Raw genomic sequence first — 20,953 nt, 5'->3', positions numbered from 1 at the left:
ATGATCCGAATCCAGGCGGCGAATACCCGGGGCTTAGTTTCCTACTCCGCACTGGGGCATCTCGTGAACCTGGCCAGCCTTGACCTCAACCTCGTCGTCGCCCTGCGCGCCCTCCTGGAGGAGCGCAACGTCACCAGAGCCGGCCGGCGCATCGGTCTCAGCCAGCCCGCGATGAGCGCCGCCCTGGCCCGGCTGCGCCGCCACTTCGACGACGACCTGCTCTCCCGGGTGGGCGGACGCTACGAACTGACCGCCCTCGGCCTGGCCCTCCTCGACCGCACCGCCACCGCCTGCGACCTGCTCGAACGCGTCTTCACCAGCCAGGCCGAGTTCGACCCCGCCCACGAGGAGCACGAGTTCACGCTGATCGCTTCCGACTATGCGGTAGCCGTCTTCGGCGCCGAACTCGCCCGTACGGTGCACGCCGAGGCGCCAGGCATCCGGCTCCGGTTCAAGCAGGCCCCGCCGGACATCACCGAGAACACCGCCGCGCTGCTCAGCACCGCCGACGGTCTGCTGCTGCCGCACGGCATCATCAGCGACTTTCCCACCGTGGAGCTCTACCGGGACCGCTGGGTCTACCTCGTCGCCGACGACAATCCCGAGGTGGGCGAGCACCTCACCCTCGACGACCTGGCCCGGCTGCCGTGGGTGACGTACCAGCGCACGTACGACGCGCCCGCCGCCCGCCAGATCGGCATGCTCGGCATCGAGCCGCGCGTCGAAGTCTCCGTCGACAGCTTCCAGCTGATGCCCCTCCTGGTCGCAGGCACCCGCCGGGTGGCCCTCATCCAGGGGCATCTCGCCGACCGGCTCGACGGACTCGTCCCCGTACGGGTCGTGGAACCGCCCTACGACGCCGTGCCGCTCCGGGAAGCCCTGTGGTGGCACCCGGTCCACACGCACGACGCGGCGCACATCTGGCTGCGGGAGACGTCGGCACGGGTCGCGGAGACCATCCACGGCAAGGATGATCGCGATCCGGCAGATCGATCGGACAGAGGCTAGGCAGGGCTGGGCCGTTCACTCATAGTCGACCCCAGTTCCTCCGCACGTTGCTCTTCTCGGGGTGTCTGTTCCCCGGTGGCGTGCCCTCCCTTCCCCCTCGCCACGTGGAGTTCCCGCATGCCCGCTTCCGTGCCACCGCCATCGTCTCCGCCCGCTTACGCGGAACCAGTGCCGCCGCCCGGTGCGATCCTTCCGACGTCCGGCACCGCGCACCGGCTGCGCGTCGCTCTCCTCATGGCCGGCAGCTGTCTGCCGATCCTCGGGGCCGTCCTGATCGCCCCCGTGCTGCCCAAGATGCAGGACCACTTCGCCGACGTGCCCGGAGCGGGCGCCCTGGTCCCGATGGCCCTCACCGTCCCGGCCCTGGCGCTGGGCCTGCTGGCCCCCTTCGCGGGCGTCATCGTCGACCGGCTCGGCCGCAAGCGGCTGCTGATCGTCGCGACCGTGCTGTACGCGATCTTCGGCACCGCCCCGGTGTGGCTGGAGTCGCTGGGCGCCATCGTGGCCAGCCGCGCCCTGGTCGGTATCGCCGAGGCCGCCATCATGACCTGCTGCACCACGCTGATCGGCGACTACTACAGCGGTCGGGTACGGGAACGCTACCTCGCCCTCCAGACCATGTGCGCCTCCGCCTCCGCGACCGCCTTCTTCGTCATCGGCGGTGCCGCGGGCTCGGCCGGCTGGCGAACCCCGTTCTGGATCTACGCCGTCAGCCTGCTCATCGCCCCGCTCATGGCCATCGGGCTGCCGAAGCCGACCGCGGCCACCGGTGCCGCCGCCGAGAACGGGGAGAGCACGGACACCACGGTCGCCCCGAAGCGCTCCTTCCCCTTCCGGCAACTGGCCGGGATCTGCGGACTCACCGTGTTCGGGGCCCTCGTCTTCTACACCGTCCCGGTGGAGATGTCCTACCTGCTGGACGACCTCGGCGTGACGGCGACCAGCGTGATCGGGCTGGCCACAGCCATCGCCAGCGCCGCCACCATGGCCGGCGCGATCACCTTCGCCAAGCTGCGCGGGGCCCCGGGGCCCCGGCTGCCACTCGTCTTCACCCTGTGCGCGGCAGGGTTCGCGGTGATGTGGCTCGCGGACAGCACGCCGCTGCTGATCGTCGGCGCCGTACTCAACTGCCTCGGCACCGGTCTCCTGCTGCCCTCCCTGCTCACCATCGCCATGTCCAAGCTGGACTTCGCCGACCGCGGCCGTGGCACCGGCCTGTGGACCGCGTCCTTCTTCATCGGCCAGTTCATCTGCCCCCTGGTGCTGATCGCGGCCGAGTCCGCCCTCGGCACCCTGGCCGCCGCCGTCGGCCTGCTCGGCCTGGCCTCGGCCGTCGTTGCGGCAGGCCTCTTCCTGACCACCCGGCGCAGGGTCGCGGCCGTCGCACCGTTGCCCCACTAGGACGAAGCCGCCCGCGACGGGCGAGTCGAGGGCGGCGCTGTCCGGTACGGACCAGGTCCAGGCAGTGAGGCCGGTCTGCAGACCAGAGGGAAGCCGACCTGATGCGCGGCTTCCAGCGCCTGATCGTATGTGTCCATGTTGCGACGACTCCTTGCACCCAAGATGTACACCGGCATCGAAGTGGAGCACTGCTGGGTGCGGGGTGCGCTTCGGCCCGCACTACGAGGCGCTCCGCAACCCAGACCTCGACCCACGACGCGTCAAGTACTACCAGTACGTCGTGCACCTGGACCCGGTCGGCGGCCCGCTTCGCATGGCCGAGGGCGACTTCCCGAATCGGGAGTGGATGCTCGACGTCGCGCACTTCCAACTACGGGTCTGTACGGTGAGCGGTCTAACTCCCGGTCTGGAAGCGACAGTTGATGACTGACGTGGCGAGTGGCACCGAGGCCGGGGAGGCCGTTGTGGGTGCGACGGGCGCCGTGGATGACGGGCTGGTCGCCGAGCTGGTGGCCCGGGCCCAGGCCGGTGGGGTGAAGCTCACCGGGGAGGGCGGCCTTCTGCAGCAGCTGACCAAGCGGGTGCTGGAATCCGCCCTGGAGGGCGAACTCACCGATCATCTGGGGCACGAGCCCGGTGAGCGGGCCGAGGGCGGCCGGGAGAACTACCGCAACGGGCACCGGCCCAAGACGGTGATCACCGAGTCGGGGCCGGTCGAGATCGCGGTGCCGCGGGACCGGGCCGGGTCGTTCGAGCCGCAGCTGGTCAAGAAGCGCCAGCGGCGTCTGGGCGGGGTGGACGAGATGGTCCTGTCGCTGTCGGCGAAAGGGCTGACGCACGGGGAGATCTCCGCGCAACTCGCCGAGGTATACGGCGCGGAGATCTCCAAGTCCACGATCTCCACGATCACCGACAGCGTGATGGCCGGCATGACGGAATGGCAGAACCGTCCCCTGGACAGCGTCTACCCGGTCGTCTTCATCGACTGCGTGAACGTGAAGGTCAGCCTGCCCGCCCGAACATCTGGCGCTTGAGCATCTTGATCCGGTTGACATGCCCTTCGACCGCACCCGAACTCCAGGGCAGGCTCAATCCGGCGATGACGGCGTCGAGGTCGCGGTCGATGCCGGCGGCGAGAGTGTGGAGGCTGGGCAAGTCGTCCTGTCGAACGGCGTCGAGCCACTCCGGGAGACGCTCGCCCTGGCGGTCAGTGAGCATGGTCGCGAAGGACTGGACGTGACGGGTAAGGGCGTCGAGCTCGGGGCGCTGTTACACAGCCGAGGGGAGGCCGCGATCGGCCCGATACGGGACGGAGGCCTGCCGGAGGAATGACGGACTCATAATCCTGGTCGGAAGGGGCGGCCGGGCGTCGGCCGCCCCGCGAGTCCGCCGGGGCCGCGCCCGGTGGCAGACGGAAGTGAGTCCACCTTGCGCAAGTCAGTGAGCCGACGGGCGGTCATCTGCCTCGCGGGTGTCTGCGCGTTGGGAACCGTGTTCGCCATGGCACCCGTCGCCTCGGCGATCATCGGTGGAGTGCCGGTACCGGATGGCGAGCGGCCCTTCGTCGTACAGATCGAGCAACAGGGCGACGACGGGACCTGGTCGCATTACTGCGGCGGAGCACTCGTCCACAGCCGCGTTGTCGCCACGGCGGCGCACTGCGCCAGGTTGGTCGAGCAGGGCATGGTCAAGATCCGGCTGGTCCTGGGGCGGACCGACTCGAGCACGCCCGGCGGAACAGTGGTGACCGGCGACCGCTTCTCCGTCTACAGCCACCCCGACTTCGACACCGCGACCAACACGGACCTGGGGCTCATCGTGCTCGACAGCTCGGTCGACCAGCCTCGCGCGGCCCTGCCACCGCCGGGAACGCAGCTGCGGCCGGGGCGTTTCGTACGCGCCGCGGGTTGGGGACGTACCGATCTCGCCGATCCGAACAAGCCGTCCCGTATGCACGAAGTGAAGTTGCCCGTCAACAAGTTCGACACGGAGGGCGGTGCCTGGGACAAGGAGTTCATCTGCGCGGGCACCGCCGAATCCCGGGTCGGCCCGGGGGACAGTGGGGGACCGTTGTTCGATACGAAGGCCTCCGGCAAAACGGTCGTGCACGGGCTCGTGACCGGCGACACGAACACCTGCACCGGGCTCTTCACGAACCTGGCCGACCCCACCATCTGGAAGCCGTTCCGCGACCCGCTCGCCTCTCATGGGCTCGGGCACGTCATCCCGGACTGAACCACACGGGTGGCGTACTGGGTCAAGGCGCTCCCTTCGGGTGCGGCTTCACTTGGATTCGATTCGACCCAATGGGTCGACGCTCTCCGAAAGGGACTCTTGCGCTGCCGACCAGTCGTCATCCTCAATGCCGAGTGCATGGCGAAGGTAGGCCCAGGTGACCTGCTGGATCAGGGCTACACGCTCGAGGCTTTCGTCTGTTGCTTCCCGGACCTCGTAGCCCGCGATCCCGCCGAGAGATCGCGGATACGCGGCTGATACACGGTTGAGCCTGGGCGGAGGCACGGTTCTGGCAGGGTGAGAGAGCCCCCGAACCTACCTCCGGACGGAAAAGATGCCCGCTTCAGCAGCTGACGGGGGCGCGCCCGTGTCCATGCCCGCGCCCGTGACGATCCTGCTCGTCGAGGACGACGCGGTGATCCGCAGATCCGTCACGATGGCGCTGGAGCGCTACGGCTACCGCGTCACCGCGGCCGCCGACGGCCTGACCGGACTCGAACTGTTCCGGGAGGGCCGGCACGACCTGCTGTTGCTGGACGTGATGCTGCCCGGCCTCGACGGCATCGGGCTGTGCCGCCGGATCCGGGAGACCAGCGTGGATCCCGTCCTGATGATGTCAGCGCGCGGCGACGCCCTGGACGTCGTCTCCGGCCTGGAGGCAGGGGCCGACGACTACGTGGTCAAGCCCGTCGACACCGCCGTGCTGGTGGCCCGGATCCGTTCGCTGCTGCGGCGGGCCACATTCACCCCGGCCCCCGGCCCGGCGGCCGGGCCCGTGGCCGATCGTCCGGGCCTGTCGGACCAGCCGGACCGGTCGGGGAGGCCCGGCCGCGACCGGCACGCTCGGCTCGTCTTCGGCGACCTGGTCATCGACACGGGCGGCCTGGAGGTGTTCCAGGCTGGTGAACCGGTCGCGCTGGCCCCCACCGAACTGCGGCTGCTGCTGGAGTTCGCCGCGAACCCGGGCATCGTGCTGGACCGGCAGACCCTGCTGCGCGACGTGTGGGACTACGGCTGGGACGGCGACAGCCGCGTGGTCGACCTGTGCGTGCAGCGCCTGCGGAAGAAGATCGGGGCCGAGCGGATCGAGACCGTCCGCGGCTTCGGCTACAAGCTGAGGCGCTGACGTGGTACGCGCGCTGCCGCACTGGCGTTCGCTGCGCTGGAAGATCGCGCTGCTCGTCACCGTGGCGTGCTGTGCCATCGCGGTGACCGTCGGGCTGCTGGTCCACCGCAGCACCCTGGAACGGTCGATGAACGACGGTGCGGCCAAGGCCCTGACCCAGTTGTCCGACGCTGTGGAGGACTACGAGCGGGACGGCGTCCCGCCCGACGGTCTGGTCGTCTCGCCCCAGGAGATGCCCGACGAACTCCTGCGCCGCCTCCAGGACCGGCACGGCAGGGCGGTCGGCTCCGCCACCTGGTACGACGGCGACAGCCCTGGCGACCACCCCTCGATGTGGGCCGTTCGGACCCTCCGTGGCGCTCCCGTGGCGGTGAGCGCCGACATGACCTCCGACCTTCTCACCCGGCGGGCGCTGGACCGGCACATGTGGAAGTACTCCCTGGCGGCGCTGGCGGTCGTCGTACCGCTGTCGGCGCTCGCCGCCGAGTTGCCGAACCGGAGGCTGCGCCGGGTGGCGCGGACCGCCCGCCGGATCGCCGGGGGCGACCTGGCCGCCAGGACCGCGGCCGGTGGCCGGGGCGGTGACGAGATCACCGAGATCTCGGCCACCGTCGACTCGATGGCCGACAGTCTGCGCGAACGTCTGCTGACCGAGCAGCGCTTCACCGCCGACGTCGCCCATGAGTTGCGTACGCCACTCATGGGCTTGGTGACCGCGAGCGGGCTGCTTCCCGAGGGCGAGACCACCGACCTGGTGCGTGACCGGGTGGGGGTGCTGCGGACGCTGGTGGAGGAACTGCTGGAGATCTCCCGGCTCGACGCGGGCGCCGAGCGGGCTGAACTCAGGCCCGTACCGCTTGCCGAGATGGTCCCGGAGTCCGTGGCCCGCACCGGGCTGGACACGCGTTTCACCGCCACCGGTGCCCTGTCGGCGGAGACCGATCCGCGCCGGCTCGACCGGATCGTCGCCAACCTCGTCGTCAACGCCCACCGGCACGGCCGCACGCCCGTCGAGGTCGAGGTGGCCGGGACGACCGTGACCGTACGGGACCACGGCTCGGGCTTCCCGGCGGGGCTGCTCGCGGACGGCCCGCAGCGATTTCGCACGGGTGCGTCGGAGCGCGGCCAAGGGCACGGCCTCGGGCTGACCATCGCGCTGGGGCAGGCCCGGGTCATCGGGGCGTCGCTGGAGTTCGCGAACGCTCCCGATGGCGGGGCGCTCGCCACCCTCCGGCTGCCGCCCGCGGGCTGACGTCGAACGGCCGATACCGAACGGATGCCCGGCCGAGCGGTGCCCGATCCGTGGCCGGAGCCGAGCGGAGATCCGCCTCGCGGAAGGTGGTCGACGTGTGTGAACGCCGCGCACCCGCCCCCTTGGAGGTGTCCCTCCCATGTCACCGGTTCCCTTTTCCGGAGAGCCCGGCGCAGGCCGGGCCCAGCCCCCGTGGTCCACCGGCTCATGGCTCCCGCCCCGCCGGCACGACCGGGCCGGGCGGCGCTTCACGGCCGGCCTCGCCGCGGACGCCACCGCACTGGTCACCCTGGCGGTCCTCGCCGTCGCCGTGTTCACCTCCTGCAACAGCCCGGGAACCGGAGCGGGTTCGCTGCCGTGGCCGGCGGAGGGGCAGACGAGCGTGGTGTTCGATGGCCTCGGCGCCCACGGTGACCTCGGTACGCGGGGCGAGCGGACACCGGTGCCGATCGTCAGCGTCACCAAGGTGATGACCGCCTACGTGATCCTCCGCGACCGTCCGCTGCGCGCGGGCGAGGACGGCCCCCTCGTCACCGTCGACCGGACCGCCGCGTACGAGTCCGTCTCGGGCGTGGAGTCGAGCGTGCCGGTCAGGGAGGGTATGCGGCTGAGTGAACGACAACTGCTGGAACTGCTGTTGATCCCCTCCGGCAACAACATCGCCCGGCTGCTGGCCCGCTGGAACGTCGGCTCGCAGGAGGCCTTCGTCACGAAGATGAACCGGGCTGCCCGTGACCTGGGCATGGGCCACACCACCTACACCGGCGCCAGCGGGATCGAACCCACGACCACCAGCACCTCGGCCGACCAGCTGAGGCTGGCCCGCCGGGTCATGCGCGACGAGGTGTTCCGGACCATCGTCGCCATGCCCAGCGCGACCGTGCCCGGTGTCCCCGGGACGATCCGCAACACCAACACCCTGCTCGGCACGGCGAGCGTGATCGGCCTCAAGACCGGCTCCAGCACTCCCGCCGGCGGCGCCCTGATGTGGGCGGCCACCGCGTCCGACAAGGACGGCCGGGACCGGCTGATCCTCGGAGTGGTGCTGCGCCAGCGCGCCGGCACCGACCCCCGGCAGGGGCTGCGGGCCGCTCTCGCCACGAGCCACGCGCTGATCGAGGGCGTACGGCGATGGCTGTCGACGACCTCGCCCGGAACACGGTGAGACGGCCGTGACAAACTCCCTCGACACCGTGCCCGCCCGGCCGGAACCCGATTCCATCCGCCCGCGGAACGAGGACACCGGCGTCCGGCGGCCGCCGCTGGTCCTCGGCTCGCTCGCGGTCCTGGCCACGCTGGTGATGCTGGGCCACGCCCTCGTCCCGAACCGGGTCGGCCGTCTCGGCAGCCTCGTCGAGACCTTCCTGCCCTGGACGGGTCTGGCCGTGCCGCTGCTGCTCCTGTGCGCGCTGGCTCGCCGGTCCAGGGCCGCCGTATCCGTGGCCGTGCTGCTGCCGGCCGTCGTCTGGTGCTCGCTCTTCGGCGGGACACTCGTCGACAAACGGGAGGACGGCGGCAACCTGACCGTCGTGACGCACAACGTCAACGAACACAATCCGCGGCCGGTGCGCACCGCCCGTGCCCTGGCCGCCTCCGGCGCGGACGTGGTGGCTCTCGAAGAGCTGGGCGGCCCGTCGACAGCGGCGTACGAGAGAACGCTGGCCGGCACCTACCCGTACCACTCCGTGCAGGGCACGGTCGGTCTGTGGAGCAGGTATCCGGTCTCCGACGCCCGTGCGGTCGACATCGCGCCCTGGCCACGTGCCCTGCGCGCCACCGTCCGCACGCCCGAGGGACCGGTCGCGGTCTTCGTCGTCCATCTGATGTCCGTCCGCTTCACCGCCGGCTCGGGGTTCACCTCCGGCGCACGTGACGCGGCCGCGCGGCGACTCGCCGCCGCCGTGCGCGCCGAGCCGCTCCCGCGCACGATCCTCGTGGGCGACCTGAACGGCACGACCGACGACCGGGCGTTTTCCGGGCTCACCTCCCAACTGCGGTCCGTGCAGGCTGAGTCGGGCGCCGGGTTCGGTGCCAGCTGGCCGGCCGCGTTCCCGGTGGCCCGGATCGACCACATCCTCGTACGCGGTGTGGAGCCGCGGTCCGCCTGGACCCTCCCGGCCACCGGCAGCGACCACCTGCCGGTGGCGGCGTCGGTGCGGGTGTGAGCGCGGGCTTCCGGAACGGCGTGTTCAACACCGCAGGCGACCATGAGCCCATCAACCCGGTGCTGTTCCTTGACACGCCTTGGCCGTTCTTCGCCGGGGCTGTGATCACCGGATCCGAGCTGCACGAAGCGCTCGGCAATCTGTCTGAGCACCAGCTGATCACGTACATCGAAACCGAACCCGTCACCGTCGCCATCACAACCCAGGGCGTCAGCTGTGCCCTGGCAGGAGGAAGCGTGCAGGACCACATCAACCGGCAGCGCGAAGGAAAGCCACCTTCGTGGAGCCGTCTGCCAAAGACGGTTGAACTGGAGCAGGGGGAATGCAACTGAGAATCTGCTGTACACCTGGCGGCATGAAGTTGAGCGACCTCAGTCCGTTGATGGCTCGCCGTGAAGACGGCGGCCTCACCTATGACCGCTTCCTGCCGACCCTGCACTGGCATCGCTGCGCTGGCCGGACGACGTCCTCGAACAGTTCCTCTTCGACCACGGCGACAACGCCGCCTTCGTGTACGACTACGGCAACATCGACCTACGCGAGGTCAGGTGGCAGCTCGAGACGATCCCGGTCGCGGATTTCAACGCGATGCCGACCGGAGCGTCCGATGCCGGCGAGCTGACGCCAGGGCCTGCTGTGCGGGGTCCGAGGATGGGCCAGTTGCGGTTTCCGACTGAGGGGTACTGACAGGGCTTCCTACCTGAGCAGGCGGCGGTCCGGGCCCGCCGTCCTGTTACGTGGGACGATCGGCTTCGTGAGCGGTGTGGCTTCGGCGAGCGAGGAGACCGCATGGAGGGTTCTCGTCGTCGGTAATCTTTGCGTCCCTGCCGTGTCGATGCCCTGGCGCAGGTGCGCGGTCCGCCGCTCCTGGCCGGTCCGCAGCCTCGACCGGCCGGGAAACAAGGCGGAACCGCACGCGGCGTGGCCGTACCGGAGTCCGGCCGTAACGCCACGGTCGTCGCACCTCGCCGTGACCGGCCGGTGGGATCACTGTGGTCAACTCTTGGGACGTGGGGTGGGTGTGAGCGGTGGCGCGTGAACTGGTGCTCGGTGTCGATGCGGGGCACACCGTGACCAAGGCCGTTCTGTTCGATGCCGCCGGCCGGCCGGTGGCGCAGGGCAGCGGCATGCTGCCGCTGTCCACCCCTCGCCCGTACTGGGTCGAGCGGGACATGGACGACGTGTGGCGGACGGCGCACCAGGCCATCGCCGCCTGTCTCGCCGAGGCCGGTCCGGACGCGGGGCGGGCTGTCGCCGCGGTGGGGGTGGCTGGGCACGGCGACGGACTGTACGCCGTCGACGAGCTCGGTCGGCCGGTGCGCTCCGCGATCGTGGCGATGGATACGCGGGCCGAACCGGTGCTGGAGGAGTGGCGGGGCACTCCGGTCTGGTCCCGTGCCCTGGAGTTGTCGGGCACGGTGCCCTTCGCGGGCTCCCCGGCCGCTCTGCTGGCCTGGCTCGCTCGTCACGAACCAGGGGTGCTTCAGCGGGCGCGTTGGCTGTTGTCCTGCAAGGACTGGCTGCGCCTGCGCCTGACGGGCGTGGCGGCCACCGATCCCACGGACGCCAGTGCCTCGTTCACCGACATGCGGCGGGGCGGCTACTCGCCAGAGCTGCTCGACCTGTACGGCCTCGGCGCGCTCGCCGATATGCTGCCACCCGTCCTGGCGTGCGATGCGTTGAGCGGAACCGTCACCCGTGAGGCCGCGGCGCTCACCGGGCTGACCGCGGGCACCCCCGTCGTGACGGGCGCCCATGACGTCGATGCAGCCGCGCTCGGGGTCGGCGGCACGGAGCCGGGCGAACTGTGCCTGATCGCCGGGTCGTTCAGCGTCAACCAGGTGGTCGGCAAGCACCCCGTCGTCGATCCGCGCTGGCAGGTTCGTCACTTCGTCCGCCCGGGCCAGTGGATGACCATGTCCACCTCGCCCGCGTCGGTGGCGAACATGGAGTGGTTCCTGCAGGTGACAGGTGCGCCTGCCGACCAGCGGGACGGCGTCCACGAGGTGATCGGCCGCGAGGTCGAGGCACACCTGGACGGTCCGTCGGAGGTGCTGTTCCACCCGTTCGTTTACGGCTCCCCGCACCCGCATCCCACGTCCGGCACGTTCCTCGGGCTGCGCGGCTGGCACGGTCGCGGACATCTGCTGCGGGCCCTGATGGAAGGCGTCGTGCTCAATCACCGTTGGCACGTCGACGCCCTGTGCTCGAAGCTGCCGATCAGCGGGTCGGCCCGACTGACCGGCGGCGCCGCGCGCAGCGAGGTGTGGAGCCAGATGTTCGCCGACGCCCTGCGGCGGCCGGTCGAGGTGACCGACGTGCAAGAGAGTGCTGCCCGGGGGGCGGCGCTGCTCGCCGCCACCGCCGTCGGACTGCTCGACGACGTGACGGACCCGCGCGCCGGAGCCACCGTGCTCAGACGACATGAACCCGACCCCGACCGGGTCGCCGTACTCGACGAGGCGTATGCGGTGTACCAAGAGGCGTTGGAGGCTCTCGGACCGGTCTGGGCCCGTCTGGACGCGCCCGAGCGTCCGGGGTGAGTGCCGGACGAGCCGGCGACATGAGGGATCGACGGGCAATCCGGACAGGCCCTAAGCTTGACTCCCAGCGCGGCGCGGACGGCCTCGGTGGCCAGTTCCAGCCGGGCCAGGTCGCGCACCGCGGCCAGGACGTGGGTGGAGTCCGTGCGCTGGGTGGTGCGCTCGCGGACGAGACCGGCCTTCTTCAGGCGCTCGAGCGCAAGGTCGAGGAGACGGTCGGCTCGGCCGCCCTCGGTGAGACGCTCACGGAAGTCGGCCAGCACGCTGTGGTGGAAGCCGGGATCGTCCAGTTCCATGGCCAGCGCGTACTTGAAATCGATGCGGCAGCGGACCGCCTCGGCCGCCTGCCGGTCCGACAGACCGAGCAGGAACTGCAGCACGCAGACGGTGGCCGGCTGGGCGGGCGAGAGCCCCGGGCGGCCATCGCGCGGGTACCAGTCGGCGAAGTCCTCGTCCCGCCACAGCCCGCCCAGGTGGTCTCTGACCCACATCGCCGTTGTACCGCCCGGGTTGCTCGCCCGCGCCATCTGCACGGTCAGAGAAGGAGCTTGCTCACCAGAGCGGGCGTGGAGCGACAACGGGCACCTCGACAACTGCATCGGTCCCTGAACAGAGCCGAGCATGCCCGTTGATCATGCTGCCCCGCCGGGGATCCCCAAGATCCCCGACAGAGTCAAGCTAGAGGGGGGTCGCCACGCCGTGGTAGCGGTACGGCGGCTGAGCGCCGGCGCGGGTGCAGGTGTCGGCCGCGATCTCCACGGCGTACGACAGCAGCCGGGCAAGCGCGCCTGCACCGAGGCTGTCGACGCCTTCGCGGCTGAGCCGGCCGGTGTGGTGCAGATGGGCGAGCACTCCGGCGGTGAAGGCGTCGCCCGCTCCGACCGTGTCGACGACCTGGACCGATGGGGCCGGTACATGGACCCGGGCGTCGCGGCCGACGGCCCAGGCGCCCCGGGAGCCGAACGTGATCAGTACGAGTCCCGCCCCGGAGGCGAGCCAGCGTTCGGCCACCGCCTCGTACGGCTCACCGGGGTGGAGGCAGGCCAGGTCCTCATCGCTCGCCTTCACCACGTCGGCGAGCGCCACCCACTCGGCGAACCGCCTGAGATAGGTGGCGCGGTCGGTGACCAGGCCCGGCCGCACGTTCGGGTCGAGGGACACCAGTCGCCGCCCCGCCTCCCGGCGAATCAGTCCGTCGAGCGTGGAGGCCAGGGGTTCGAGCAGCAGGCCCAGCGACCCGAGGTGCAGAGCCGTCCCCGCAGGCAGCGTGCCGCCGTCCGGGAGAGCGGCGAGGTGTTCAGGGAGCAGGCCGCGGTCGGCGGTGCCGTTCGCGTGGAAGGAGTAGGCGGCCGACCCGTCCTCGCGCAGATGCACGGCGGCGAGGGTGGTGGGGTCGGCCGCGGGCAGCGTATGGGTGAGCCGGGTGCCGGAGGCCGCTAGGTGCGCGCGCAGGAGATCGCCGAAGTGGTCGTCGGAGATGCGCGCGAGCAGTGCCGTGGGGACTCGGAGTCGGCCGAGGCCGGCGGCGACGTTGAGGCACGAGCCGCCCGGGCGCGGCTGGAACGCCGCGGCACCGTCGGCCGTTCGGGCGGGGGTGAGGTCCACCAGCGCGTCTCCGGCGACGACGACGGCAGGCTGATCTGCGGGTTCCGGTCTGGTGCTCATGTGGGTTCCTCGGGGACGGCGGCGCAGGCCGAGAGCTCGGCTGGGCTGTATGGCGGGGCTGTTCGGCGGAGGCCCGTAGCCCCTTCAGGGAGCGCTTGACGATAAGTCCGAAGAGATTTTCTCGCAAGATGTGTTAACAACGGCGCAGTCTCCTGCTAATAATTCGGCCATCGAAACGCGCCCGACTCCCCAAGGACGCATCCACACCCCTGCTCGACCCGCCGCGCCTCAGTCGAGGTCCCGGCGAACCCGCACGAGAGGTCCCCCCGTCACATGGCATCGACCAGATACGCCCTCATAGCCGGCGCCGCCGCCACCGCCCTGCTCGCCACAGCCTGTTCCGGAGCCGGAGCCGGCGGGTCCTCGGGCGGAGGGAAGAGCATCAACGTCCTGATGGTCGGCAACCCGCAGATGGAGGACATCGCGAAGCTGACCAAGGACAACTTCACCAAGGACACCGGGATCAAGGTCAACTTCACGATCCTTCCCGAGAACGAGCTGCGCGACAAAGTCACCCAGGACATCGCCACCCAGGCCGGCCAGTACGACGTCGCCACCATCGGCGCCTACGAGGTGCCCATCTGGGAGAAGAACGGCTGGCTGCACGACCTGGGCTCCTACGCCGACAAGGACAAGGGCTTCGACAAGGCCGACCTGCTCAAGCCGATGGTCCAGTCGCTCACCGGCTCGGACGGCAAGCTCTACGCCCTGCCGTTCTACGGCGAGTCCTCCATGCTCATGTACAACAAGGACGTCATGAAGGCGAAGGGCATCACGGTGCCCGAGCGCCCGACCTGGCAGCAGATCGCCGACATCGCGGCCAAGGTCGACGGCGCCGAGCCCGGCATGAAGGGCATCTGCCTGCGTGGTCTGGCCGGCTGGGGCGAGCTGGGTGCGCCGCTGACGTCCATGGTCAACACCTTCGGCGGCACCTGGTTCACCAAGGACTGGAAGGCCCAGGTCAACAGCGGCGGCTTCAAGGAGGCCACGAAGTTCTACGTCGACCTGGTCCGCGAGCACGGTGAGGCCGGCGCCCCGCAGGCCGGGTTCACCGAGTGCCTGAACGCGCTGAGCCAGAAGAAGGTCGCCATGTGGTACGACGCGACCAGCGCGGCCGGGTCGCTGGAGGACCCCGCCTCCAGCAAGATCGCCGGCAACGTCGGCTACGCCTACGCGCCGACCGTCAAGACGGACAGCAGCGGCTGGCTGTGGGCCTGGTCGTGGGCCATGCCCAAGACCACGAAGAACGCCGACGCCGCCTCGCAGTTCATGCTGTGGGCCTCCAGCAAGAAGTACGAGAACCTCGTCGGCGAGAAGCTCGGCTGGGCGCGTGTCCCGGCCGGCAAGCGGGCCAGCACGTACGAGATCCCGGAGTACAAGAAGGCCGCCGCGTCGTTCGGTGACATCACCCTGAAGTCCATCGAGGGCGCCGACCCGGCCAACCCGGGCGTCCAGCCCCGGCCGACCGTGGGCATCCAGTACGTGGCCATCCCCGAGTTCCAGGACCTGGGCACCAAGGTGACCCAGGAGATCTCCGCCGCCATCGCCGGCAAGACCAGCGTGGACAAGGCGCTCAACGACGGCCAGAAGCTCGCCGAGGACGTCGCCAAGACCTACCAGAAGTGACCTTCAGCGCCCGGCCGGCCTCGTGCCGGCCGGGCGCCGCTCCCCGCGACCCCGGCCTTCACCGGCAGAGGAACGATTCATGACCACGCTCACCGCACCCCCCAAGACAGCACCCCCACCCGTCCGTAGCCGGAAGTCCTCGGGCGCGGCGGCCAAGTGGAAGCGTCGCATCCCGCTGCTGCCCGCGCTGATCTTCACCATCGTCGTCACGCAGCTGCCCTTCGTGGCCACGTTGATCATCTCCACCTTCCAGTGGAACATCCTCAAGCCGGGCGAGAGGCACTTCGTCGGTCTGTCCAACTTCTCGTTCGTCTTCACCGACGAGCGGCTGCGCACAGCCGTGCTCAACACCGTCGTGCTCACCGCGTCGGTGGTGGTCATCAGCGTGATCCTCGGACTCGGTCTGGCGATGCTCCTCGACCGCCGGTTCGCCGGCCGCGGGCTGGCCCGCACCCTGCTCATCGCCCCGTTCCTGGTCATGCCGGTCGCGGCGGCGCTCCTGTGGAAGCACGCCATCTACAACCCCGACTACGGCCTGCTCAACGGCACCCTCAACGCCGTATACAGGTTCTTCGGCGCGGACAACGGCCCCACGGTCGACTGGATCTCCTCCTACCCGATGCCCGCCGTCGTGATCTCGCTGGTCTGGCAGTGGACCCCGTTCATGATGCTGATCCTCCTGGCCGGCCTGCAGGCACAGCCCGGTGACGTCCTCGAGGCGGCCCGCATGGACGGCGCCTCCGCGCTCCAGACCTTCCGCCACATCACGCTGCCGCACCTGCGCCAGTACATCGAACTGGGCGTCCTGCTCGGCACGATCTACGTCGTGCAGACCTTCGACGCGGTCTTCACCATCACCCAGGGCGGCCCCGGCTCCCAGACCACCAACCTGCCCTACGAGATCTACCTGACCATGTTCCGCAAGTACGAGTACGGCGAGGCAGCCGCCGCCGGTGTCGTCGTCGTCCTCGGCGCGTTCGTCATCGCGACCTTCGCGCTGCGCACCATCGCGTCGCTGTTCCGCGAGGAGACATCCCGATGACCCATGCAGCAGTCGCCGCGCCCGGGGCGAGGCTCACAAAGCTCTTCCGCCGCAAGCAGGACCAGGGCGGTGAGCCCCGGCTTTCCCCCCTGTGGACCTTCGTCGCCTGGCTCGCCACCCTGGCGTTCTTCGCGCCGGTGGCCTGGATGGTCCTCACCTCCTTCCACCAGGAGGCCGACGCGGCCACCAATCCGCCCACCCCCTTCGCCGCCGTCACCTTCGACCAGTACAAACTCCTGTTCAGCCGGGACATCACCCCCTTCCTCCTCAACTCGGCCATGGCCAGCATCCTTTCCACGATCCTGGTCCTCGCCCTGGCGGTGCCGGCGGCCTACGCGCTGTCCATCAAGCCGGTCGAGAAGTGGACCGACGTGATGTTCTTCTTCCTGTCCACCAAGTTCCTCCCCGCCATCGCGGCCCTGCTGCCGGTGTACCTGATCGTCAAGGACGCCGGGATGCTGGACAACGTGTGGACGCTGGTCATCCTCTACACCGCCATGAACCTGCCGATCGCGGTATGGATGATGCGCTCCTTCCTCGCCGAGGTCCCCAAGGAGATCCTGGAGGCGGCCGAGGTCGACGGCGCGGGCCTGCTCACCGTGCTGTGGCGGGTCGTCGCACCGGTCGCCATGCCCGGACTCGCCGCCACCTCGCTGATCTGCTTCATCTTCAGCTGGAACGAGTTCATGTTCGCCGTGAACCTCACCGCCACGCAGGCGTCCACCGCGCCGGTGTTCCTGGTCGGCTTCATCACCAACGAGGGCCTGTTCCTGGCCCGGCTGTGCGCGGCGGCCACCCTGGTCTCACTGCCCGTCCTCATCGCCGGTTTCGCCGCCCAGGACAAGCTGGTCCGCGGCCTGTCCCTGGGAGCGGTGAAGTGAGGGCGGCCGTCATCACCCAGCCCGGCAGTATCGAGATCGCCACGGTCGAGGACCCCGCTCCCGGCTCGCGCGAGGTCGTCGTCGAGGTCGCGGCCACCGGACTGTGCGGCACGGATCTGCACATCCTCCAGGGGGAGTTCGCCCCGAAGCTGCCCATCATCCCCGGCCACGAGTTCGCCGGGGAGATCGTGGCCCGCGGCAGCGAGGTCACCGAACTCGCGCTCGGCGACCAGGTCGCCGTGGACCCGTCGCTGTACTGCTTCCAGTGCCACTACTGCCGCCTCGGCCACAACAACCTCTGCGAACGCTGGGCCGCCATCGGCGTCACCCACCCGGGCGCCGCCGCCGAGTACGCCGTGGCGCCCGTCGCCAACTGCGTACGACTGCCCGACCACGTGGCCGCCCAGGACGCGGCCCTGATCGAGCCGCTGTCCTGCGCGGTGCGCGGCTACGACGTCCTGCGCAGCCGCCTCGCCTCCCGCGTGCTCGTCTACGGAGCCGGAACCATGGGCCTGATGATGCTCCAGCTCGCCAAGGCCACCGGCGCCGCGAGCGTCGACGTCGTCGACATCAACGCCGAACGCCTGGCCACGGCATGGCAGTTGGGCTGCACCGCCGGTGCCGCGTCCGCCGACGAGCTCGACCGGCCGCCCTACGGATGGGATCTGGTCGTCGACGCCACCGGCAACGCGAAAGCCATTCAGGACGCCCTCGGCCGGGTGGGCAAAGGCGGCACGTACCTGCAGTTCGGGGTCGCCGACTACGCCACCCGGGCCACCATCGAGCCGTACAGGATCTACAACCAGGAGATCACGATCACCGGCTCCATGGCGGTCCTGCACAGCTTCGAACGCGCGGTGGACCTCTTCGCCACCGGTGTCATCGACCCGCGCGTCTTCATCAGTGACCGCCTCCCGTTGGCGGCGTTCCCGGACGCAGTCACCCGCTTCCAGGCAGGCATCGGCCGCAAGATCCAGATCCAGCCCGGCCTCGCCACCGCGTGAACGCCCGAACCGAACGGAACCCCCCATGACCGAGCAGATCCGCCGCGTTCTCGTCCGATCCCTCGACGACATCACCCTCGAGGAAGTGCCAGTCCCCGTCCCCGGGGACGACGAACTCCTCATACGCACCACGGTCGTCGGCGTATGCGGCTCCGACACCCATGCCGCGGCCGGCCACCACCCCTTCGTCGACCTGCCCTACCGTCCCGGACACGAGGCGGTGGGCATCGTCGCCGCGGCAGGAAAGGGAGCCGAGGACTTCGCGCCCGGAGACCGGGTGATCATCGAGCCCAACCTGTACTGCGGCCGGTGCCCCCAGTGCCGCTCCGGCCGCTACAACATCTGCCAGGAACTGAAGGTCTTCGGCTGCCAGACGCCCGGCGCCATGGCCGATCTGTTCACCATCCCGGCCGACCGTGTCCACCGCGTCCCCGACGGTATGACGGACATCGAGGCCGCCCTGGTCGAGCCCCTGGCCACCCCGGTGCACGCCGTGGCGAAGGCCGGTGACCTCACCGGACGCACGGTCGTCGTGCTCGGCGCCGGGCCCATCGGTCTGCTCGTCCTCGCCGCCGCCCGGCACGCGGGCGCCGCGAAGATCGCGGTCACCGACCTGTTGCCGGGCAAGCGGGACCGCGCCCTGCGCCTCGGCGCCGACACGGCCCTGCCCGCCGACGCCACCGAACTCGCCGACCAGGCCTACGCGGCCCTCGGCGGACCGGCCGACGTCGTCTTCGACTGCGTGGCGCGCGAACAGTCCATCGCCCAGGCCACCGACTTGGTCACCAAGGGCGGCACGATCATCGTCGTCGGCGTCGGAGCCGCCGGCACCACCCCGGTCCGCCTCGACCTGATCCAGGACCGGGAGATCCGCGTCGAGGGCACCCTGATGTACACCGGCGACGACTACCGCACCGCCATGTCCCTGATCACTTCCGGCGCCATCGACACCGCCGAGATCGTCACGGCCACCTACCCGCTGGAGGACGCCGCCAAGGCGTTCGCCGCATCAGTCGACCCCGAGCAGGTCAAGGTGCTGGTCACGGTGGACGGACCGTAGCCCACGGCTACGCGGGCAGGGACGCAGACGTGGACGCGGACACGCACGTCGTACGCGGCCGCCGCCGCACGAGCGGCCCGTGGCCCGCGAGCCGGACGGACCCCGACCCGCACCGGCCCGTGTGGGAAACTGCGAGACCGGAGCGAGCGGGAAGGAGGGGCGCCGTGACCGCCCGTACGCGACTGTCCCAGGCGGCCGTCGAGGAGCGGCGCCAGGCCGTGCTGCGGTACGTCGCCGATCATGGCGAGACCCGCATCGACGACCTGGCCCGGCACTTCGACGTCAGCCTGATGACGATGCACCGGGACCTGGACGACCTCACCGGGCGGCATCTGCTGCGCAAGGAGCGCGGGCGGGCTGTGGCGTTCCCCGCCCTCACCATGGAGACGGCCACCCGCTTCCGTGAGAACAGCGCCCTCGCGGCCAAGAACGCGCTGTGCGCGGCTGTCGCCGGCCGGATCAGACCGGGCAGCACGGTGCTCATGGAGGACTCGACCACCTTGTTCCCCCTGGTCCCGGCGCTGGCCGAGGTGGATCAGCTGCACGTCGTCACCAACTCGGTCGGCCTCGCGCAGCGCCTCGGGTCCGCCGCTCCCGGGGTGAACGTCACCCTGCTGGGCGGCCACTACCGCGGCGACTTCAACTCCTGCACCGGCCCGACCGTCACCCGCGCCCTGTCTCAAATCCGGGCCGATCTCGCCCTGATGTCCGCCACCGCCGTCCTGGAAGGACGCCTCTTCCACCCCCTGAACGACTATGTCGAGGTGAAGCTGGCCATGCTCGCCTCCGCCGAACAGGCGCTGCTCCTGGTGGACTACTCGAAGTTCGGCAAGACCGCCACGTACGCGTACGGCACTGTGGCCGACTACCACACCGTCATTACCGATACCGGCACCCCCGACACGGAACTCGCGGCCATACGCGACCTCGAAGTCCCCGTCGAGACGGTCGAACCCGAAGAGTCTTCCCTGTGATCCAGACCCTGTTCGAAACACCGAGCGCCTACCGCCCCAGCGACGCCGAGATGGCCGCGCCGGTGCCCCCGGTCCAGGCCGTCCTGTTCGACTTCAGCAACACCATCTTCCAGATGATCGACCTGGAGACGTGGCTGCGCCGGGTCGGCTCCGCGGCCGGCCGCCTGGCCGTGCTGGACGAGCCCGGCGCAGTGGCCGGGATCTCCGACCAGTTGCGCGCCGCCTTCCGGCTGCCCTCCGTCGTAGCCCTCCAGGAAGGCCGTGATCTCTCTTCCGCACAGCACCGCCGCGCCATGTGGGGATGGTGGGGGCAGGTGGACTTTCTGCGCGGCGCGGAGGAGATGGCCTACCGGGAACTCACCGCTCCTCACGCCTGGGTTCCCTATCCCGACACCGAACCGGTCCTGCGCGCCCTGCGCCGGCGCGGACTGCGCGTCGGCATCGTCAGCGACTTCGCCTGGGACCTGCGCATCCACCTCGCCCATCACGGGCTGGACGCGTTGATCGACACCTGCGTCATCTCCTACGAACAGGGCCGCGAAAAGCCCGACCCGCAGCTGTTCCTCAAAGCCTGCGCCGACCTCGGCGCGGACCCCCGGGCCACCCTCATGGTCGGCGACAACCCGGTCCGCGACGGCGGCGCGGCCGCCTGCGGTCTGCGCACCTACATCCTGCCGGCGGAACACCGCACGGGAGAGCGCGGCCTGACGGATGTGCAGCGGCTCGTGGTCTGACCGTGGTGGTCTACGCGCGTGTGGGAAACCGCCCCGACGGATCGTTTGACGCCGTCGATGAAGAAGGCATGGCGTATCTCCTCGTCGCGGCGGATCGCCGAGCGGTGGGCGGACTTGTGGCCCTTGGTGCGAGCGAACCCGCGGCGCGCGCCAACGGCATCATGCACGAGGGTGACCCGGAACGACCCGGCGCTGTCGGAGGGATACGGGGCTCCGTGCCGAGGCGGGTGCCGATGA

18 protein-coding genes and 3 pseudogenes are annotated in these 20,953 nt (G+C 70.2%); 18 read left to right on the top strand and 3 right to left on the bottom strand.

Annotation, left to right across the window (positions count from 1 at the left end):
* Nucleotides 1–63 precede the first annotated feature (63 nt).
* The 4 genes and pseudogenes from KUM49_RS09530 to KUM49_RS09515 form a co-directional block, all read left to right on the top strand.
* The gene (locus tag KUM49_RS09530; protein ID WP_217236304.1) at nucleotides 64–1,008 is read left to right on the top strand and encodes a LysR family transcriptional regulator; all 945 of its coding nucleotides are present in this window, start codon (nucleotides 64–66) and stop codon (nucleotides 1,006–1,008) included.
* A gap of 117 nt (nucleotides 1,009–1,125) precedes the next feature.
* Entirely contained in the window at nucleotides 1,126–2,409 is a 1,284-nt protein-coding gene (locus tag KUM49_RS09525) for an MFS transporter (RefSeq protein WP_217236303.1), read from the top strand.
* A 202-nt stretch (nucleotides 2,410–2,611) separates the two neighbouring features.
* Nucleotides 2,612–2,839 carry a hypothetical protein gene (locus tag KUM49_RS09520; RefSeq protein WP_254400988.1) on the top strand — a complete coding sequence of 76 codons (228 nt, stop codon included), beginning with the start codon at nucleotides 2,612–2,614 and terminating at the stop codon, nucleotides 2,837–2,839.
* Nucleotides 2,832–3,413, top strand: a pseudogene (locus KUM49_RS09515) (transposase); the annotation flags it as partial. The gene KUM49_RS09520 and the pseudogene KUM49_RS09515, both read left to right, overlap by 8 nt.
* On the opposite strand, the pseudogene KUM49_RS50635 reads toward KUM49_RS09515, so the two are convergent.
* Nucleotides 3,412–3,672: pseudogene (locus KUM49_RS50635) on the bottom strand (transposase); the annotation flags it as partial. The pseudogenes KUM49_RS09515 and KUM49_RS50635 overlap by 2 nt on opposite strands.
* 237 nt (nucleotides 3,673–3,909) lie before the next feature.
* Between KUM49_RS50635 and KUM49_RS09505 the strand changes: the two are divergent.
* From KUM49_RS09505 to KUM49_RS09475, 7 genes are all read left to right on the top strand, one after another.
* On the top strand, nucleotides 3,910–4,644 hold the full coding sequence (locus KUM49_RS09505; RefSeq protein ID WP_217236302.1) for a trypsin-like serine protease: 735 nt from the start codon (nucleotides 3,910–3,912) through the stop codon (nucleotides 4,642–4,644).
* Nucleotides 4,645–5,017: 373 nt separating this feature from the next.
* The gene (gene cseB / locus KUM49_RS09500) at nucleotides 5,018–5,770 is read left to right on the top strand and encodes a two-component system response regulator CseB (RefSeq protein WP_217236301.1); all 753 of its coding nucleotides are present in this window, start codon (nucleotides 5,018–5,020) and stop codon (nucleotides 5,768–5,770) included.
* A 1-nt stretch (nucleotide 5,771) separates the two neighbouring features.
* Nucleotides 5,772–7,022, top strand: coding sequence for a HAMP domain-containing sensor histidine kinase (locus tag KUM49_RS09495; RefSeq protein WP_217236300.1), 1,251 nt, complete (start codon nucleotides 5,772–5,774; stop codon nucleotides 7,020–7,022).
* Nucleotides 7,023–7,161: 139 nt separating this feature from the next.
* Complete coding sequence (locus KUM49_RS09490; RefSeq protein WP_217236299.1) at nucleotides 7,162–8,187, top strand: D-alanyl-D-alanine carboxypeptidase family protein; 1,026 nt, start codon at nucleotides 7,162–7,164, stop codon at nucleotides 8,185–8,187.
* Nucleotides 8,188–8,242: 55 nt separating this feature from the next.
* Nucleotides 8,243–9,187, top strand: a complete 945-nt coding sequence (locus KUM49_RS09485; RefSeq protein WP_308406591.1) for an endonuclease/exonuclease/phosphatase family protein — start codon at nucleotides 8,243–8,245, stop codon at nucleotides 9,185–9,187.
* Nucleotides 9,184–9,519, top strand: coding sequence for a hypothetical protein (locus tag KUM49_RS09480; protein WP_217236298.1), 336 nt, complete (start codon nucleotides 9,184–9,186; stop codon nucleotides 9,517–9,519). The genes KUM49_RS09485 and KUM49_RS09480 overlap by 4 nt, the downstream gene beginning before the upstream one ends.
* A gap of 696 nt (nucleotides 9,520–10,215) precedes the next feature.
* Nucleotides 10,216–11,730, top strand: a complete 1,515-nt coding sequence (locus KUM49_RS09475) for an FGGY-family carbohydrate kinase (RefSeq protein ID WP_217236297.1) — start codon at nucleotides 10,216–10,218, stop codon at nucleotides 11,728–11,730.
* Nucleotides 11,731–11,993: 263 nt separating this feature from the next.
* Here KUM49_RS09475 and KUM49_RS48150 read toward each other — a convergent pair.
* Nucleotides 11,994–12,221: pseudogene (locus tag KUM49_RS48150) on the bottom strand (transposase); the annotation flags it as partial.
* A gap of 187 nt (nucleotides 12,222–12,408) precedes the next feature.
* Entirely contained in the window at nucleotides 12,409–13,395 is a 987-nt protein-coding gene (locus tag KUM49_RS09465) for a carbohydrate kinase (protein WP_217236296.1), read from the bottom strand.
* 273 nt (nucleotides 13,396–13,668) lie between these two features.
* Between KUM49_RS09465 and KUM49_RS09460 the strand changes: the two genes are divergently transcribed.
* From KUM49_RS09460 to KUM49_RS09430, 7 genes are all read left to right on the top strand, one after another.
* Complete coding sequence (locus tag KUM49_RS09460) at nucleotides 13,669–15,021, top strand: sugar ABC transporter substrate-binding protein (protein WP_217236295.1); 1,353 nt, start codon at nucleotides 13,669–13,671, stop codon at nucleotides 15,019–15,021.
* Nucleotides 15,022–15,100: 79 nt separating this feature from the next.
* Nucleotides 15,101–16,063, top strand: a complete 963-nt coding sequence (locus KUM49_RS09455) for a carbohydrate ABC transporter permease (protein ID WP_217236294.1) — start codon at nucleotides 15,101–15,103, stop codon at nucleotides 16,061–16,063.
* Nucleotides 16,060–16,944, top strand: coding sequence for a carbohydrate ABC transporter permease (locus tag KUM49_RS09450; protein WP_217236293.1), 885 nt, complete (start codon nucleotides 16,060–16,062; stop codon nucleotides 16,942–16,944). Before KUM49_RS09455 ends, KUM49_RS09450 begins: the two co-directional genes overlap by 4 nt.
* Nucleotides 16,941–17,948: a zinc-dependent alcohol dehydrogenase family protein gene (locus tag KUM49_RS09445; protein WP_217236292.1), complete on the top strand. Its 1,008-nt coding sequence runs from the start codon at nucleotides 16,941–16,943 to the stop codon at nucleotides 17,946–17,948. The genes KUM49_RS09450 and KUM49_RS09445 overlap by 4 nt, the downstream gene beginning before the upstream one ends.
* A 25-nt stretch (nucleotides 17,949–17,973) precedes the next feature.
* Nucleotides 17,974–19,008 (top strand): zinc-binding dehydrogenase, encoded by a 1,035-nt coding sequence (locus KUM49_RS09440; RefSeq protein ID WP_217236291.1) that lies wholly within the window; start codon nucleotides 17,974–17,976, stop codon nucleotides 19,006–19,008.
* Nucleotides 19,009–19,172: 164 nt separating this feature from the next.
* Nucleotides 19,173–19,982 (top strand): DeoR/GlpR family DNA-binding transcription regulator, encoded by an 810-nt coding sequence (locus KUM49_RS09435; protein WP_217236290.1) that lies wholly within the window; start codon nucleotides 19,173–19,175, stop codon nucleotides 19,980–19,982.
* Nucleotides 19,979–20,716, top strand: a complete 738-nt coding sequence (locus tag KUM49_RS09430) for an HAD family hydrolase (protein WP_217236289.1) — start codon at nucleotides 19,979–19,981, stop codon at nucleotides 20,714–20,716. The genes KUM49_RS09435 and KUM49_RS09430 overlap by 4 nt, the downstream gene beginning before the upstream one ends.
* Nucleotides 20,717–20,953: the final 237 nt, after the last annotated feature.

This window comes from Streptomyces sp. AC555_RSS877, assembly GCF_019049245.1.
GTDB lineage: Bacteria > Actinomycetota > Actinomycetes > Streptomycetales > Streptomycetaceae > Streptomyces.
Note: the sequence above shows the minus strand (reverse complement) of the source record. Positions and strands in the feature narration are given on the sequence as shown.

What these genes read in the sequence shown, in the direction of transcription:
- KUM49_RS09525 (WP_217236303.1), top strand. Translation starts at nt 1,126, where the DNA reads ATGCCCGCTTCCGTGCCACCGCCATCGTCTCCGCCCGCTTACGCGGAA.
- KUM49_RS09505 (WP_217236302.1), top strand. Translation starts at nt 3,910, where the DNA reads ATGGCACCCGTCGCCTCGGCGATCATCGGTGGAGTGCCGGTACCGGAT.
- cseB (WP_217236301.1), top strand. Translation starts at nt 5,018, where the DNA reads ATGCCCGCGCCCGTGACGATCCTGCTCGTCGAGGACGACGCGGTGATC.
- KUM49_RS09490 (WP_217236299.1), top strand. Translation starts at nt 7,162, where the DNA reads ATGTCACCGGTTCCCTTTTCCGGAGAGCCCGGCGCAGGCCGGGCCCAG.
- KUM49_RS09465 (WP_217236296.1), bottom strand. Translation starts at nt 13,395, where the DNA reads ATGAGCACCAGACCGGAACCCGCAGATCAGCCTGCCGTCGTCGTCGCC.
- KUM49_RS09460 (WP_217236295.1), top strand. Translation starts at nt 13,669, where the DNA reads ATGGCATCGACCAGATACGCCCTCATAGCCGGCGCCGCCGCCACCGCC.
- KUM49_RS09455 (WP_217236294.1), top strand. Translation starts at nt 15,101, where the DNA reads ATGACCACGCTCACCGCACCCCCCAAGACAGCACCCCCACCCGTCCGT.
- KUM49_RS09450 (WP_217236293.1), top strand. Translation starts at nt 16,060, where the DNA reads ATGACCCATGCAGCAGTCGCCGCGCCCGGGGCGAGGCTCACAAAGCTC.
- KUM49_RS09440 (WP_217236291.1), top strand. Translation starts at nt 17,974, where the DNA reads ATGACCGAGCAGATCCGCCGCGTTCTCGTCCGATCCCTCGACGACATC.